At 68.5% G+C, this 15,973-nt stretch carries 17 protein-coding genes; 10 read left to right on the forward strand and 7 right to left on the reverse strand.

Annotation, left to right across the window (positions count from 1 at the left end; genetic code table 11):
• From NM203_RS16670 to cofD, 5 genes are all read right to left on the reverse strand, one after another.
• Entirely contained in the window at positions 1-363 is a 363-nt protein-coding gene (locus NM203_RS16670) for a hypothetical protein (RefSeq protein ID WP_255061125.1), read from the reverse strand.
• A gap of 85 nt (positions 364-448) precedes the next feature.
• Positions 449-2,113, reverse strand: coding sequence for an HNH endonuclease signature motif containing protein (locus NM203_RS16675; RefSeq protein WP_255061126.1), 1,665 nt, complete (start codon positions 2,111-2,113; stop codon positions 449-451).
• Between the two features lie 103 nt (positions 2,114-2,216).
• On the reverse strand, positions 2,217-2,756 hold the full coding sequence (locus tag NM203_RS16680) for an NUDIX hydrolase (protein WP_255061127.1): 540 nt from the start codon (positions 2,754-2,756) through the stop codon (positions 2,217-2,219).
• A complete protein-coding gene (locus tag NM203_RS16685) occupies positions 2,753-4,102 on the reverse strand; it encodes a coenzyme F420-0:L-glutamate ligase (protein ID WP_255061128.1) in 1,350 nt (449 codons plus the stop codon). Before NM203_RS16685 ends, NM203_RS16680 begins: the two co-directional genes overlap by 4 nt.
• Entirely contained in the window at positions 4,099-5,091 is a 993-nt protein-coding gene (gene cofD / locus NM203_RS16690; protein WP_255061129.1) for a 2-phospho-L-lactate transferase, read from the reverse strand. The genes NM203_RS16685 and cofD overlap by 4 nt, the downstream gene beginning before the upstream one ends.
• 419 nt (positions 5,092-5,510) lie before the next feature.
• Here cofD and NM203_RS16695 point away from each other — a divergent pair, with 419 nt between their 5' ends.
• A complete protein-coding gene (locus NM203_RS16695) occupies positions 5,511-5,777 on the forward strand; it encodes a WhiB family transcriptional regulator (RefSeq protein WP_255061247.1) in 267 nt (88 codons plus the stop codon).
• Between the two features lie 6 nt (positions 5,778-5,783).
• Here NM203_RS16695 and NM203_RS16700 read toward each other — a convergent pair whose 3' ends face one another.
• Positions 5,784-6,209: a metallopeptidase family protein gene (locus tag NM203_RS16700; RefSeq protein WP_255061130.1), complete on the reverse strand. Its 426-nt coding sequence runs from the start codon at positions 6,207-6,209 to the stop codon at positions 5,784-5,786.
• A 133-nt stretch (positions 6,210-6,342) separates the two neighbouring features.
• On the opposite strand from NM203_RS16700, the gene NM203_RS16705 reads away from it, so the two are divergent.
• The 4 genes from NM203_RS16705 (at position 6,343) to manA (ending at position 10,533) form a co-directional block, all read left to right on the forward strand.
• The gene (locus tag NM203_RS16705; RefSeq protein ID WP_255061131.1) at positions 6,343-6,750 is read left to right on the forward strand and encodes a DUF3499 domain-containing protein; all 408 of its coding nucleotides are present in this window, start codon (positions 6,343-6,345) and stop codon (positions 6,748-6,750) included.
• 96 nt (positions 6,751-6,846) lie between these two features.
• Positions 6,847-8,235, forward strand: a complete 1,389-nt coding sequence (locus tag NM203_RS16710) for a phosphomannomutase/phosphoglucomutase (protein WP_255061132.1) — start codon at positions 6,847-6,849, stop codon at positions 8,233-8,235.
• A gap of 11 nt (positions 8,236-8,246) precedes the next feature.
• Positions 8,247-9,308, forward strand: coding sequence for a TobH protein (locus NM203_RS16715; RefSeq protein ID WP_255061248.1), 1,062 nt, complete (start codon positions 8,247-8,249; stop codon positions 9,306-9,308).
• 4 nt (positions 9,309-9,312) lie between these two features.
• A complete protein-coding gene (gene manA / locus NM203_RS16720; RefSeq protein WP_255061133.1) occupies positions 9,313-10,533 on the forward strand; it encodes a mannose-6-phosphate isomerase, class I in 1,221 nt (406 codons plus the stop codon).
• On the opposite strand, the gene NM203_RS16725 is transcribed toward manA, so the two are convergent.
• Complete coding sequence (locus NM203_RS16725; protein ID WP_255061134.1) at positions 10,530-11,915, reverse strand: FAD-dependent oxidoreductase; 1,386 nt, start codon at positions 11,913-11,915, stop codon at positions 10,530-10,532. The genes manA and NM203_RS16725 overlap by 4 nt on opposite strands.
• Positions 11,916-12,103: 188 nt before the next feature.
• Here NM203_RS16725 and NM203_RS16730 point away from each other — a divergent pair, with 188 nt between their 5' ends.
• The 5 genes from NM203_RS16730 to ahcY all read left to right on the forward strand — a co-directional run bounded on the left by NM203_RS16730 (position 12,104) and on the right by ahcY (position 15,971).
• Entirely contained in the window at positions 12,104-13,327 is a 1,224-nt protein-coding gene (locus NM203_RS16730) for an alkane 1-monooxygenase (RefSeq protein ID WP_255061135.1), read from the forward strand.
• Entirely contained in the window at positions 13,324-13,533 is a 210-nt protein-coding gene (locus NM203_RS16735; RefSeq protein WP_255061136.1) for a rubredoxin, read from the forward strand. The genes NM203_RS16730 and NM203_RS16735 overlap by 4 nt, the downstream gene beginning before the upstream one ends.
• The gene (locus NM203_RS16740) at positions 13,530-13,709 is read left to right on the forward strand and encodes a rubredoxin (RefSeq protein WP_255061137.1); all 180 of its coding nucleotides are present in this window, start codon (positions 13,530-13,532) and stop codon (positions 13,707-13,709) included. Before NM203_RS16735 ends, NM203_RS16740 begins: the two co-directional genes overlap by 4 nt.
• A gap of 41 nt (positions 13,710-13,750) precedes the next feature.
• Positions 13,751-14,398, forward strand: coding sequence for a TetR family transcriptional regulator AlkX (gene alkX, locus NM203_RS16745; protein ID WP_255061138.1), 648 nt, complete (start codon positions 13,751-13,753; stop codon positions 14,396-14,398).
• Between the two features lie 106 nt (positions 14,399-14,504).
• Positions 14,505-15,971 carry an adenosylhomocysteinase gene (gene ahcY, locus NM203_RS16750; RefSeq protein ID WP_255061140.1) on the forward strand — a complete coding sequence of 489 codons (1,467 nt, stop codon included), beginning with the start codon at positions 14,505-14,507 and terminating at the stop codon, positions 15,969-15,971.
• Positions 15,972-15,973 lie beyond the last annotated feature (2 nt).

The following is a 15,973-nucleotide window of genomic DNA, read 5'->3' on the forward strand; positions in this document are numbered from 1 at the left end:
TCAGGCGGTGCCCGGCATCCCGGGGATGCCGCCCGGCGGGGTGATCGTGGTCGCTATCGGCGGCGCACCGACGGGGAGTCCGTCGGCGTTGATGCTGCCCGGCTGACCGCTGCCGATCAGTGGCGGCGTCGTCGGCGCCGAGAACGGACCGCCCGCGCACACCGCGTCGGCGGGGTCCATCGCGCAGGAGGGGTCCGACGGGCTGGTGGGCGTTCCGAACGGCTGGCCGGTGCAGTCCGACATGTAGGGCGCGACCATGCAGTTGGGCTCATCGGCCTTCGGCCAGGCGTAGGCGGGAGCCGCGTTGGCCATCGCAGCCGTGCCGAGCAGTGCTGCCGCCAGCACGATGTTCGTCCTGTTCATACCGGCATCGTCGCACAGGCGCGACGAGTGCACCTGAAAGACGCAGAGAGACTTGCCAATTGACGCGTGCGTCGATCGGGTCCACTCAGAACGGTGCGGTGCAGTCGGTGAGGCGGTCTTCGTGGTTGCGTCGGCGTTCGGCGGCGATGGTGGCGGCGCGTTGTTGGGCGCGGGTGCGTCGGCGGGTGGGCATGCGCAGGTCGCGGCCGGGGGTGGGTTCGGTGACCACCGGTGTCGGGGTGTCCGGTAGTGGGGTGGTGGGGTCCCAGTTCGGGAAGTAGATGCGACTGCCCGGTGGGGCGCGGTGTTTGAGGCCGGATGGGCTCGTCCAGACGATGGTGCCGTCGTCGAGCTGGTTCTCCGACCAGCCGCCCTCGCCGACCCAGAACGTTTTGAGCAGGTGATGTTTTCGGCACAGCGTGGCGATGTTGCCCGGATGGGTCAGCCCGCCGGGGCGGCCGTAGGGGACGGTGTGGTCGAGGTCGGCGTACTCGGCCGGGTGATCGCAGCCGAGGAACCGACACGTCATATCGCGGGCCCGTACGAGGTGTCGGGTCGCGATCGAGGGCCGGTAGCGCACCTCGGCGGTCACCTCCTCAGGGGTGGCGATGGTGCGCACCGAGGTGCCCATCCGGCACAGGTCGGCCAGCAGCGCCGCGGGCAGGACGCCACCGCCGGCGACGATCGCGGTGTAGCCACACGGGGCGGGTGTGGGTTCGGAAGTCGTTGCGGAGTCGGCGTTCTCGGGCTCGGCGACGGAATCCGCTTGTTCGGGCGCGGATTCCTCGTCCTCGGGTGGTGGTTCGGGCGCCTCGTCGCCGGGTGGCGCTTCGTCGGTCCAGTGGTGTTCCCAGTCGTAGTCCGGGTCGTAGCGCGGCCCACCGTCATCGGGGCCGTCGTCGGGGTCGGGTGCCTCGGGTGCCGGGCCGTCGGCGGGATTGGGGTTGTCGGTCAGGACGAGGATCTCGAAGTGCTTACCGCGGGCGTCGGGCCCGGTGGCGGGGCAGTCCGCCGATCCGCACAGACACGGCAGGTGATCCCCGCCGGCGTTGATGATCCCGAGGGCCGCCACGCGACGCTCACCGTGGGTGCGCGGATCCTCGGGACACACCGATGTCGCCATGGCGTCCAGGCGGCGGTCGGTCAGTTCGGCGTCCAGGGCGCTGACCCGTCCGTAGATGGAGCGGGTGCCGGTGGCGTCGTCGGGTTTACCGAACGCGATGTTCAACGAGCGCTGCGCGGTCCGGAACCGGCGCACCGCATCCGGGTCGTGGCGCTCGATCGCGGCGTCGATCGCATCGCAGAGTTTCTGCTCGGAGTAGCCGCCCCACCGGGTGGCCACCGCGGCGAGGTCGGCGTCCACCCGGGCCAGCGCGTCGGGGTCGACGATCAGCTGGGTGCGCCACGACGCGGTGGCCGCGACCTTCAGGGTGATGTCGCCGAGGCGCAGCAGGTCCCCGGTCAAAGGGATCCGGTCGCGCAGGTCCAGGGCCTGATACATCAACCCCGAGGCCGTGCGGTGGCTGATCGTCAGGTCGGCGGCGATCTCGGCGGCACAGCAATCCCACGCGTCGCAGGCCGACCGTTCCCGCGACCGCGCCAACTCGGTACCCAGCCGCCGGTCGACCAGTTCGGCGATCGCAGCCAGGCGATGCCCGGCGGTCGCGGCCTCGGCGCGGGCGTAGCCGGTGATCGACAGGTTCAGCGCAGCATCGTCCATCCCCGCCGGATTCCGAAACGCTTCGCACATACATTCGATTATCCGCCAGTCAAGCCCTCCTCGCCACGGTGCGAACTCGACCTGTGGATGAATCCCGGACTGTGGATAACTCAGGCCCGCAACACGATTCGTGTCAGACCCGTCTGCTAGCCGCTCCCACCAACTGGCGAAGCCCGAAGTCCACACCGTCGGGTAACCCGTTGAGCGGCCACCACCGCAGATCCAACGACTCGTCGCTGACGACCAGGTCGGCGCCCTCGGGTGCACGGGCGACGAACTGCAGGTCGAGGTGGTGCGTCGACTGGCCGAGCGAACACGTCAGCGCGTGCACGTGGATCGCCGCGGGCACCGGGTCGACCGTCACGCCGTCGATACCGGATTCCTCGGTGGCCTCGCGCAGCGCGGCCGCCGCGATGTCGGGGTCGTCGTCCTCGCAGTGGCCGCCGAGCTGTACCCACCGCTGCAACCGGGGGTGCAGCGTGAGCGCCGCGCGCCGCCCGGCGTGATCCAGCAGCAGGGTCGACGCGGTGATGTGGCCGGGTACGCAAGCGCGCTTGCACGCATCGGGCCGAGCCAGCACGAAGGCCAGCACCGCGAGTCGCAACGCGTCCTGGGCGGGATCCGTTGGCCGCCAATCGGTCAGCGTGTCGACGACCGAGGCGTGCAGGCTCACTTGATCACCAGCAGACCCTCGACGGGGACGGGTTCCTTCGGCCCGGACGGCACGGAATCGGCTTCGGGGTATCCGATCGCGATGGCGCCCAGCGGTTCCCAGTCAGACGGGAGATCGAGCTCGTCGCGCACCAGGTCGGCGGCGAAGATCGTCGAGCCGATCCAGCAGCTGCCCACGCCCCGCGCCGCGAGGGCGACCAGCAGCCCCTGCACCGCGGCACCGACGGCGACGGTGAACATGGTGTGCTCGGCCGCCGTCCGCGCTGCGTCCGGGTACGAGTGCGCGCCGTCGGGGACCATGAACGGGATGACGAGTTCGGGGGCGTCGTAGAGGATGCGGCCGCGGTCGACGCGCCGCTCCACCGAATCGGCTGGCCTGCCGTCGCGGGTCAGGTCGGCGCGCCAGCGGTCGGCCATCCGGTCCAGCAGCGTGCGGCGGACGGTGCCGTCCCGAATCCAGACGAATCGGACCGGCCGGGTGTGGTGCGGCGCGGGTGCCGTGAGCGCCTCGCCGACCGCGGCTTCCACGAGCTCGGGGTCGACGTCGTCGGAGGCGAAGCGCCGCACGGAACGCCGCAGCAGCTGCGCCTGGCGTCGACCCATTTCGAGGGCCTCCTGCGTGCCGAGCCAGAACAGATCGTTCTCGCCGGAGCGCACCAGGGTGTGGCCGTTGGAGCCGTCGTCAACGGGACGCAGGCCCCGGACAACGGCGACGGGGATCCCGGTGAGCTTGCCCTTCACCAGATCCGCGGCGGCGGCGAGTTCGTCGGCGACCGCGACCTCGGTGACGAGCAGTTCGTTGCCGTGCTTGTCCTCGGCGCCCGCGTAGGCGTGCAGCACGCTCAGCCCCGCGGCCCCGATCGCGACATCGGTCTGGCCGTTGCGCCACGCGCGCCCCATCGTGTCGGTGACGACGACTGCGACGGTGACGCCGAGCAACTCGTGCAGCCGGGCGCGCAACGAGGCCGCACTGCCGTCGGGATCGACTGGGAGCAGCGCCAGCTCGGCCGCGTCGACGTTCGAGCCGTCGACACCTGCTGCGGCCTGCACCAGACCGATGGCGTTCTCGGTGATCAGGGTCTTGCCCTTGCGGGCCAGCACCCGTACCGCTTCATCGTCGATGAGCCTGCGCCGCAGAGCATCCCGTTCCTCGGGATCGGTGGGCGCGGGGACGATCCGGCCTTCGGCCTTGGACAGCACCTTGCTGGTGACGACGAGGACGTCGTCGTCGCGCAGCCAGGGCGCGGCGCTCGCGAGTGCCGCTGCGACGTCGTCGCCGGGCCGGAACTCGGGAAGCCCTGTGACGGGAAGGATCTCGACGGCCGCCGCCGAACCGTGCTCGGTCATGCCACACCCGCCATCGCGATTCCGGACCGGACCATCTCGGCGGTCGCGGCCGGGTCGGTCATCAGCAGCGGAATGGCCCGGACGTCGATGCCGTCGATCGCCGCCTCGTCGCCCTCGTCGATGAGCCAGCCGTCGAGGATGCCCACGGCGGACCGCGCACCGAAGTGTGTGCCGACGGCCTGAGAACTGGTCTCCACTCCGATGACGGACAGGCATTCATCGGCCATCCCGCGCAACGCCTTTCCCGCGACGATCGGGGAGTAGCCGATGACCGGTGCCGGCGTCGAGCGCAGCGCACCGCGGATTCCGGGCACCGCGAGGATGGCGCCGATGCTCACGACCGGGTTCGAGGGGGCGATGAAGACGACGTCGGCGCCCGCGATGGCGTCCGCGACGCCGGGTCCTGCGGTAGCTTTCTCGGAGCCGACGAAAGCGAAGTCGTGGGTGGGGATTCGAGCGCGGTAGCGAACCCACCACTCCTGGAAGTGGATCGCGCGCCGGGCACCGTCGGTCGGATCGTCGACGACGACGTGCGTCTCACACCGGTCGTCGCTCGCGGGCAGCAGCCGAGCGCCGGGCGCCCACCGGACGCACAGCGCCTCGGTCACCTGAGACAGCGGATAGCCCGCGCGCAGCATCTGGCTGCGCACCAGGTGCGTGCCGAGGTCGCGGTCACCGAGGCCGAACCAGTCGGGCTGCACGCCGTAGGCGGCGAGTTCCTCCTTGGCGTGCCAGGTTTCGTTTCGGTGACCCCAGCCACGCTCGGGGTCTATACCTCCACCTAAGGTGTACATGCAGGTGTCGAGATCCGGACAGATCCGGACACCGTGCATCCAGGCGTCATCGCCGACGTTGATCACGGCCGTGAGCTCGTGCTCGCCGCTGGGACCTGTAGCGGCCCCGGCAAACTGGCCGAGCCCGAGGAACTGCTGGACGCCGAGGAGAAAACGGGCTCCGCCGACGCCGCCGACCAGAACGGTGACCTTCACATCGATCGAGAGTAGGCGTTCGGCCAGGGTCGGGGGACACCGTGGGGGTGCTGTGAGCGACACGCCAGATAACCGACGCGCCGAAGTTTGGTCACGAGATGGTATGAAAATCCGTTCTAGCGCTTGACCGGTGCAGCTAACCCGTGTCTAATCACATCAGTGTCATTTCCCGGTTGGGGGCGCGGTTCCGGTGTCGCAGACCGAGATTCGATCACTTGTTCGAATTGGCGGAGCTGGCCGACCCCGGTACGGCTCGACACAGGGAACTACGACAACAGGTGAGGAGGCGGAAGATGTCTTATGAGCGTGTCGATTTCGATGGCGTGATCCAGTTCGACAGCCGGATGCTCGGCTCAGTAGGCAACATCCCGCACACCAATACCGGACCGGCGCCGGTCGTCCCGACAGGGCGGCCCCAGCTGAGTCTGGTGCCGGAGCCACTCGACTCCTTCCCGGCAACGGAGGAGGACGACCAGTGGCAGGAGAACGCTCTGTGCGCCCAGACCGACCCGGAGGCGTTCTTCCCCGAGAAGGGCGGATCGACCCGCGAGGCCAAGCGCATCTGCCTCGGTTGCGACGTTCGTGACAAGTGCCTGGAGTACGCACTCGCCAACGACGAGCGCTTCGGCATCTGGGGCGGACTGTCCGAGCGTGAGCGCCGTCGCCTCAAGCGCGGCATCATCTAGCGGCGGTTACTCGTCGTCGTCGATCGTCGGGTCGATGACGGACGGTTCGACGCCCAGATAGGTCGCCACCTGGGCGACCAGAACCTCGTGCAGTAGATCGGCAAGATCATCTGCGTCCTTCGCTCGCCGCTCAATCGGCTTGCGGAACAAGACTATTCGCGCTCGTGTTGAGTTACCCCGCGTGTCGACACCCGCCGGGATCAACCGGGCCAGTGCGATCGGCCCGTCGGCGATGACCTCGGGCGGCCACGACACGTTCTCCGGGTCCTTGGGGGCGATCCTCGGAATCTCGTCGACGGCGACATCCAGGCTGTTGAGCCGGTCGGCCCACCGGCGCTCGATCGGCTCGTAGGCCTCGAGCACCGCCATGTCGAATCGCTCCGCACGGCTGCGCCATCCCGGCACAGTCGGCGGAAGCAGTGGTCCTCGCATGTCGCTGCCACGTCGTGAACGCGGGTCGGGCATCCGCTGACTGTAACGGCCTCGGTAACGGTTGGAGATCGGCGCACCCCGCGCTGCGCGTGTCCGATGCCTCGGGCGCGTGTGCCGCGATAGCCTTTCGCCCGTGAACGTTCCCCGTCGCTGCTGCAGGCCCGGGTGCCCGCACTATGCCGTGGCGACGCTGACCTTCGTCTACTCCGACTCGACTGCCGTCGTCGGGCCGTTGGCCACCGTGTCCGAGCCCCACTCCTGGGACCTCTGCGTGTTGCACGCCGGCCGGATCACCGCGCCGCGCGGGTGGGAGCTCGTTCGGCACGCGGGACCGCTGCCGTCGCACAGCGACGACGACGACCTGGTGGCGCTGGCCGACGCGGTGCGAGAAGGTCGCGAAGGCGTGGTCCACCACCCCGGCGCCACCGCGGGATTCTCGGATCCGGTGGGGGGTGCGGTGATCGCGCCGCCCGTGCGACGGTCCGAGCACAACGGCCGCCGACGCGGACATCTGCGGGTTTTGCCGGACCCCACCGACTGATCGCCAGGGTGATTCGCGCCAAGCCGCTCGGACCGTCGGCGTGGTGATTCGGGAGCCGATAGGCTGGCATCTGTATTTCGCCTTGTGAGGAGAGCTATGTCCCGGCCCGCTGCGGCTGTTCACCGCGTCATCAAGGCTTATGACGTGCGAGGTTTGGTCGGCTCGGAGATCGACGAGCAGTTCGTCTTCGATGTCGCGGGAGCCTTTGCGCGGTTGATGCGCGCCGAGGGCGCCGGCCGCGTGGTGATCGGCCACGACATGAGGGCCAGTTCGCCCGCGCTGTCGGCGGCGTTCGCCGACGGAGTGACGGCGCAGGGCCTCGACGTCACGCGCATCGGCCTCGCGTCGACCGACCAGCTGTACTTCGGGTCCGGCCTGCTGGACTGCCCCGGCGCGATGTTCACCGCAAGCCACAACCCCGCCGCCTACAACGGCATCAAGCTGTGCCGGGCCGGCGCGAAGCCGATCGGCAAGGACTCGGGGCTGACCACCATCAGTGACGAGGTCATCGCCGGGGTGCCCGCCTACGACGGACCGACGGGCGCGATCGAGGACCGCGACGTCCTGGCCGACTACGGCGATTTCCTTCGCTCACTGGTCGACATCTCGGCGCTGCGCCCGCTGCGCGTCGCCGTCGACGCGGGCAACGGCATGGGTGGGCACACCACGCCCGCGGTACTGGGGACGTTGTCGTCGGTCACGCTGCTGCCACTGTTCTTCGAACTCGACGGCACGTTCCCGAACCACGAGGCCAACCCGCTGGACCCGGCGAACCTGGTCGATCTACAGCGCCATGTCGTCGAGACCGAGGCCGACATCGGCCTGGCGTTCGACGGGGACGCCGACCGCTGTTTCGTGGTCGACGAACTCGGCCACGCCGTCACCCCGTCCGCGGTGACGGCGCTCGTCGCCGGCCGCGAACTCGCGCGTGAGATCGGCGCCACCGTCATCCACAACCTGATCACGTCGCGAGCGGTGCCCGAGCTGATCGTCGAGCGCGGCGGCACCGCGCTGCGCTCGCGCGTGGGGCACTCCTACATCAAGGGGTTGATGGCCGAGACGGGTGCGATCTTCGGCGGCGAGCACTCGGCGCACTACTACTTCCGCGACTTCTGGGGTGCCGACTCCGGCATGCTGGCGGCGCTGCACGTGCTGGCCGCACTCGGGGAGCAGGACCGCCCGCTGTCGGCGCTGATGGCCGACTACCAGAGGTACGAGGAATCCGGCGAGATCAACTTCACCGTCGCCGACGCCCCCGACTGCGTCGACACCGTGCTCAAGTCGTTCGGGTCGCGCATTCAGTCGCTGGACCACCTCGACGGGGTCACCGTCGACCTGGGTGAGGGCAGCTGGTTCAACCTGCGGACGTCGAACACCGAGCCGCTGCTCCGGTTGAACGTCGAGGCCCGCACCTCCGCCGAGGTGAAGGAGATCGTGGAACACGTTGCGGCGCAGATAGCGTCGCGCTCGGAGTCGTCGGCGTGAGCACTCGGCCGATGGCGAACGCGAACCTCGACGACGTCGACGGTCTGCTGGCCGCGGACCGCGAGGGGCTGCTGCGGGCGGCCGCGATGGCGGGGGCGCAGATGCGCGCCACCGCCGCCGCTCTCGATGAGGGTGTGCTGGACGGCCTCCGGTCCGATCAGCCACCCCGCACGGTGAGTTGGGTCGCGACCGGAGGTCCTGCCGAGGCGGCGGGCCACCTGCTGGTGGCGGCGCTCGGCGGGTCGATGGCGGCGCCTATGGTCGTCGGCTCCGAGGTCCCGCCGTGGATCGGCGCGCTCGATGTGCTCGTGGTGGCCGGTGACGACGCCGCTGATCCCGCCCTCGTCGCCGCCGCGGCGACCGGTGTCCGGCGGGGTGCGCGGGTGGTGATCGCCGCTCCCGACGAGGGGCCGCTTCGCGAGGTGGCGGCCGGCCGGGCGGTGGTGCTGAGCCCGCGCCTGCAGGTGCCCGTCGACTTCAGCCTGACCCGCTATCTGGGCGCGGGCCTGGCGACACTGCGGGTCGTCGATGCGGGCATGCAGGTCGACCTCGCCGCACTGGCCGACGATCTAGACGCCGAGGCGCTGCGCAACAGCGCGGGTCGTGACCTCTTCACCAATCCGGCCAAGACGCTGGCCGACCGGATGGCCGGGCGGCAGGTCGTGTTCGCGGGGGACAACGCCGCGACGACGACGCTGGCAGCCCACGTCGCCACCATCATGCTGCGAGTTGGCCTGACGGCTGTCTCGGCGGCCGGGTTGTCCGACGTCCTGGTGGCAATCGGGAGCGGAATGGCTGGCGGGACAGTTGATTACGAGACCGCGCTGTTCCACGACGAGGATCTGGACGGACCTTTGCCGGCGAGGTTGCGTACAGTTGTGTTATCCATCGGCGACGAACGTCCAGCGCTCGTCGCTAGGTTGAGCGGTTTCGACGACATCGACGTTGTCAGTGCCGAGGACGTCCCGGACGCCGCGGCGCCCTCCGTCGGCGGTCGGCCGGAACAGCAGTTGGCACTACTGGCGGTACGGCTGGAGATGACGGCGGTGTACCTGAGACTGACACGGGGTTAGACGAGTGGACCTGCTACAGGGAGCGGTGCGAACCTATGCCTGGGGTTCCCACACCGCGATAGCCGATTTCACCGGCCGACCGAGCCCGACGGCGCACCCCGAGGCGGAGCTGTGGTTGGGCGCGCATCCCGGCGATCCGGCCCACCTCGACGGGGAGAACCGCTCGCTGCTCGACGTGATCGAGTCCGATCCGGACGGCCAGCTGGGCACGACCACCAGGGAGCGCTTCGGCGACACCCTGCCGTTCCTGGCGAAGGTGCTCGCGGCGGACGAGCCGCTCTCCCTGCAGGCGCATCCCAGCGCGCAGCAGGCCCTCGAGGGTTTCGCCCGTGAGAATCGCATGGGCATTCCGGTGTCCGGCCCGACGCGCAACTACCGCGACGCCAGCCACAAGCCCGAGTTGATCGTGGCGCTCGGCGCGTTCGAGGCGCTGGCCGGCTTCCGGCCCGTCGAGCAGAGCATCGCCCTACTGCGCGCGCTGCCCGTCGAGGGCCTCGATCCCTTCGTCAACCTGCTGACGGGACAGCCCGACGCCGACGGTCTGCGCGCCCTGTTCACCACGTGGATCACGCTTCCGCAGGCGGACCTCGACGAGCTGGTACCCGCGGTGCTCGACGGCGCCGTCACCTATCTGCGTTCAGGCGCAACCGAATTCGCGCCCGAGGCCCGGACGGCGCTGGAGCTCGGGGAACGCTACCCGGCCGATGCCGGGGTGCTCGCGGCGATGCTGCTGAACCGGCTCAGCCTGGCACCCGGCGAGGGCATCTACCTGCCCGCGGGGAACCTGCACGCGTATCTGCACGGCGTCGGCTTCGAGGTGATGGCCAACTCGGACAACGTGTTGCGAGGCGGGCTCACCCCCAAGCACGTCGACGTCCCGGAACTGCTGCGCGTGCTCGACTTCACACCGACGTCGGACCTGGTGATCCGCCCCGAGGTCACCGACGACGGATTCGAAATGGTCTACGCCACACCGGCTCCCGAGTTCGCGGTGTCGGTGCTGAACCTCGACGGCCAGTTCCTCGGCCACGAGGTCGATGCGCCCGCGCGGCACGACGGACCGCAGGTGCTGCTGTGCACCGAGGGATCCGCCGAGGTGCGGGCCAAGACCGGTGTGCTCACCCTGAAGCGCGGGGCGGCGGCCTGGGTGTCCGCCGACGACGGGCCGATCCGGCTGGTGTCCGATCAGCCCACCACGCTGTTCCGGGCGACCGTCGGGATCTAGCCGGTCCGCACCGGATCGTCGAGTTTCCTTGTGCGACCGAACTTCTCGCGAAGCAGCAGTCCCATGTTGTGTCGCACGATGCGTGCGAACACCCGCGGTGACGGCACCATGTACAGGCTGTCGAGCAGGCTGAACCGACGCAGGAACCACTCGGCGAGGTCGGGGTTCGTCTCGGCGGCGCCGAGAAACTGGTCGAACAGGTTGCCGACGCGCACGTACCACCAGGGCGCGTCGCCGGTGGCGTTGTGCAGTGCCAGATCGCCGATGGCGTTCATGGTCCACACCGGCCACGTCGTCTTCTTCGTGGCGCGCGCGAGCCTGCCCGCGATGTCGACGTCACCGTCGGCGAGCACCGCGGCGAGGTTGCCCGCCTGCAGGGACGTCATCGTCATGCCCTGCCCGTAGGTGGGGTTGAAGCTGACGACGGCGTCGCCGAACGGGATGATGCCCGCGGGGAAGCGGTCCATCTTGTCGTATCGGCGCCATCGGCTCTTCGGGTACTTGTGGAACGCCATCTCGCCGAGTGGCTCACCCTTGCGCAGTGCCACGGCCACGTGCGGTGGCAGGATCTCGTCGGCCAGCGCACAGATCTCGGCGAAGTTCTGCGGCGGCGGCACCTTGCCGGTGCCGAACGTGGTGACGCCCCAGTTGCCGTCCTCGTAGAACAGCATGCCGAGGCCGACCGGTTGAGTGCGGGAGGCGCCTGCGACGACGACCTTCTCCTTGAGCAGTCCCTCGGGGATGTGCACCTGATGGGTGGCGTAGTCGATGCCGACGTCGAACGACTCCTCATCGGCCCGGCGGAATCCCCACTGCTCCAACCACACCGGCAACCGGGTGCCTCGACCGGTCGCGTCGACCACCAGGTCGGCAGCCACACCGCTCGACTCGTCGCCGGACTCGAGGAGCACCCCGATCACGCGCTCCTCGGCCGGCTCGTACCAGGGCTCGGCGACGCCGCGCCGGATCAGTTCGACGTTCGGGATCGCGAGCGCGCGGGTGCGGATCTGCCACTCGAGGTGCGGCCGGCTGGGCACGTACGCGGTGAACGGATCCTTCAGCGTGGTGCCCGTGCCGAGGACGTGCCCGGCGGCGCCGAAGGAGATGCAGTCGGGCCGGTTCTCGAGGATCGGCACCCCGGCGGCCACCATGCCCTCGAGCAGTCCGGGAAACAACTTCTCGAACTCCGCGGCGCCGCGCGCCATCAGGAGATGCACGTGGCGGCCCTGCGGGACGGCCGCGCGGTTGCCGGGACCATCGGGCAGTTCGTCGCGCTCGTAGACGGTGACGCGGCTGTAGTAGTCGGACAGCACCCGCGCGGCGCACAGCCCGCCCAGACTGGCGCCGATGACGACGGCGTGATCACCCAGGAGTTTCCCCATGGCGGCGACGGTACCTGGTACCACGTGGATCGCACGAACCAAGAGGCGCTGCCGAAGATGACGAAACGGTGGTCTCCGAGGAACCGCCGTTGTTTTACAAAACATGCCCTGGTGTCTAGACAGCGGACAAATGTCGATCTATAGTCAAAGTCAGAAGGTGATGGCTCTCACATGGAGGTTGAACGACTGTGACCACACAGACGGAATCGCAGCTGCCCGCGGGGCAGTGGCGGGACAAGAAGCGCTATTTGTGGCTGATGGGGCTGATCGTCCCCACCGCGGTGCTGGTGATGCTTCCGGTCGTCTGGGCGCTCAACCAGTTCGGTTGGCACGCCGCCGCCCAGGTGCCGTTCTGGATCGGCCCGATCCTGGTGTACATCGTGCTGCCGCTGCTGGACCGCAGGTACGGGCCGGACGGGGAGAACCCGCCCGACGAGGTGATGGAGCGACTCGAGAACGACAAGTACTACCGCTACTGCACGTACAGCTTCATCCCGTTCCAGTACCTGACGGTGATCCTCGGCGCGTATCTCTTCACCGCCTCGGATCTCGGCTGGCTCGGTTTCGACGGGTCGCTCGGCTGGCCCGCGAAGATCGGTCTGGCACTGTCGGTCGGCATGATGGGCGGCGTCGGGATCAACACCGCACACGAACTCGGCCACAAGAAGGACTCGCTCGAGCGCTGGCTCTCGAAGATCACGCTCGCCCAGACCTGCTACGGCCACTTCTTCATCGAGCACAACCGCGGCCACCACGTCCGCGTCGCCACCCCGGAGGACCCGGCGTCGGCGCGCTTCGGTGAGACGTTCTGGGAGTTCCTGCCGCGCAGCGTCTGGGGCAGCCTGAAGTCGTCGTGGGAGCTCGAGGCGGCCCGGCTGCGCAGGCTCGACAAGAGTCCGTGGCACTGGTCCAACGACGTGCTCAACGCCTGGGCGATGTCGGTGGTGCTGTACGGCGCGCTGATCGCGATCTTCGGCGTCGCGCTGATCCCGTACGTGGTGATCTCGGCGGTGTTCGGTTTCACCCTGCTGGAAACCGTCAACTACCTCGAGCACTACGGGCTGCTGCGGCAGAAGACGGCGAGCGGACGCTACGAGCGCTGCGCCCCCGAACACAGTTGGAACTCGGACCATCTGGTGACCAACCTGTTCCTGTACCACCTGCAGCGGCACAGTGACCACCACGCGAACCCGACCCGTCGCTACCAGACGCTGCGCAGCATGACCGGTGCACCGAACCTGCCCAGCGGCTACGCGTCGATGATCGGGCTGACGTACTTCCCGCCGCTGTGGCGCAAGGTGATGGACCACCGGGTGCTCGCGCACTACGACGGCGACCTCAGCCGGGTCAACATCCATCCGAGGATGCACGACAAGGTGGTCGCGAAGTACGGCGCGGAGCAGACGGCATGAGCGCCGATCAATCCCCTGGTCGCTTCGCTCCTGCCCGCCGCTTCCGCTGCCCCGGTTGCGATTACGTGTACGACGAAGCGGAAGGCGCCCCGCGCGAAGGCTTTCCGGCGGGGACCCCGTGGGGTGAGGTACCGGATGACTGGTGCTGCCCCGACTGCGCGGTGCGCGAGAAGATCGATTTCGAAAGCGTGGAGGCCACGAAATGAATTACAAACTGTTCGTCTGCGTACAGTGCGGATTCGAATACGACGAGGAGAAGGGCTGGCCGGAGGACGGTATCGCGCCGGGCACCCGATGGGACGACATCCCGGACGACTGGAGCTGCCCGGACTGCGGTGCCGCCAAGTCGGACTTCGAGATGGTGGAAGTGGCGCGGTCTTGAGCGTCCCCCTTCGGGACACAGGGCGAGCGAACCGCCGGGAAATGTATAAAGTCGCGCGTGTGAGCACCCCACCCCGGCGTACGGCACCCCGCGTGCCGTACGCCGAGGCGTCGCGGGTGCTCCTGCGGGATTCGATCCTGGACGGCATGCGCGATCTGTTGCTCACACGGGACTGGTCGTCGATCACGCTGTCGGACGTGGCGAGGGCCGCGGGCATCAGCCGTCAGACGATCTACAACGAGTTCGGGTCCCGGCAGGGGTTGGCCGAGGGCTACGCGCTGCGACTGGCGGACCGCCTGGTCGACGCCGTCGAACTCGCGATCGAGGGCAACGTCGGCAACATCTACGCGGCGTTCCTCGAGGGGTTCCGCGCGTTCTTCCTCGAGTCAGCATCCGACCCGCTCGTCATCTCGCTGCTGACTGGTGTGGCCAAGCCCGACCTGCTTCAGATCATCACGACGGACAGCGCGCCCATCATCAGCCGGGCCAGCGGGCGCCTCACCGATACGTTCATGCACAGCTGGGTGAGGTGCAGTGACGAGGACGCCGGAGTGCTGGCCAGAGCCATCGTCCGGCTGGCGATGAGCTACGTGTCGATGCCCCCGGAGGCCGACCACGACGTGGCGCGTGACCTAGCCAGATTGATGACGCCCTTCGCCGAACGCTACGGTGTTGTGGATACTCCTTAGCTGGCAGTGCGCCGTGCGCCTGTCCCGCGAGCCCGCAGGCTGAGGGTGTCCCCAGCGCACTGTGGTGCGCTAGACGCATTTGACGAACGAATTTAGGGGCTCTTTCATGACCGCACCAAACCTCACTGTCGACGTACGCAACGGCATCGACTACAAGGTCGCCGACCTGTCGCTGGCCGAATTCGGCCGCAAGGAGATCCGCCTCGCCGAGCACGAGATGCCCGGCCTGATGGCGCTGCGTCGCGAGTACGCCGACGTCGCACCGCTGAAGGGAGCCCGCATCTCGGGCTCGCTGCACATGACGATCCAGACCGCCGTGCTGATCGAGACGCTGGTCTCGCTCGGCGCCGAGGTCCGCTGGGCGTCGTGCAACATCTTCTCCACCCAGGATCACGCCGCCGCGGCGGTCGTCGTCGGCCCGCACGGAACCGTCGAGGAGCCCAAGGGCACCCCGGTGTTCGCGTGGAAGGGCGAGACGCTGGAGGAGTACTGGTGGGCCGCCGAGCAGATGCTCACCTGGCCCGGTGAGCCGGCCAACATGATCCTCGACGACGGCGGTGACGCCACGATGCTGGTGCTGCGCGGCGCCGAATTCGAGAAGGCCGGCGTCGTGCCGCCGGAGGACGACGAGCACTCCGACGAGTACAAGGTGTTCCTGAACCTGCTGCGCCGCTCGATCGAGGCCGACAAGACGAAGTGGACCAAGGTCGCCGAGTCGGTCAAGGGCGTCACCGAGGAGACCACCACCGGCGTGCTGCGGCTCTACCAGTTCGCCGCTGCCGGTGAGCTGTCGTTCCCGGCCATCAACGTCAACGACTCGGTCACCAAGAGCAAGTTCGACAACAAGTACGGCACCCGCCACTCCCTGATCGACGGCATCAACCGCGGCACCGACGTGCTGATCGGCGGCAAGGCCGCGCTGGTGTGCGGTTACGGCGACGTCGGCAAGGGCTGCGCCGAGGCGCTCAAGGCGCAGGGCGCCCGTGTCGCGGTCACCGAGATCGACCCGATCAACGCGCTGCAGGCGCTGATGGACGGGTTCGAGGTGAAGACGGTCGAGGAGGCCATCGGCTGGGCCGACATCGTCATCACCGCGACGGGAAACCAGAGCATCATCACCCTCGAGCACATGCGGTCGATGAAGCACCAGGCCATCCTCGGCAACATCGGTCACTTCGACGACGAGATCGAAATGGCGAAGCTGGAGCGCGACAAGGACATCCGTCGCATCAACATCAAGCCGCAGGTCGACGAGTTCATCTTCCCCGATGGACATTCGATCATCGTGCTGAGTGAAGGCCGGCTGCTGAACCTCGGCAACGCGACGGGCCACCCGTCGTTCGTGATGAGCAACAGCTTCTCCAACCAGGTCATCGCGCAGATCGAGCTGTGGACCAAGAACGACGAGTACGACAACGAGGTGTACCGGCTCGCCAAGCACCTCGACGAGAAGGTCGCCAAGATCCACGTCGAGGCCCTCGGCGGTTCGCTGACCAAGCTCACCAAGGAGCAGGCCGAGTACATCGGCGTCGACGTCGACGGCCCGTACAAGCCCGAGCACTACCGCTACTGAGC

Source organism: Mycolicibacterium arenosum (assembly GCF_024320865.1).
Taxonomy (GTDB): domain Bacteria; phylum Actinomycetota; class Actinomycetes; order Mycobacteriales; family Mycobacteriaceae; genus Mycobacterium; species Mycobacterium arenosum.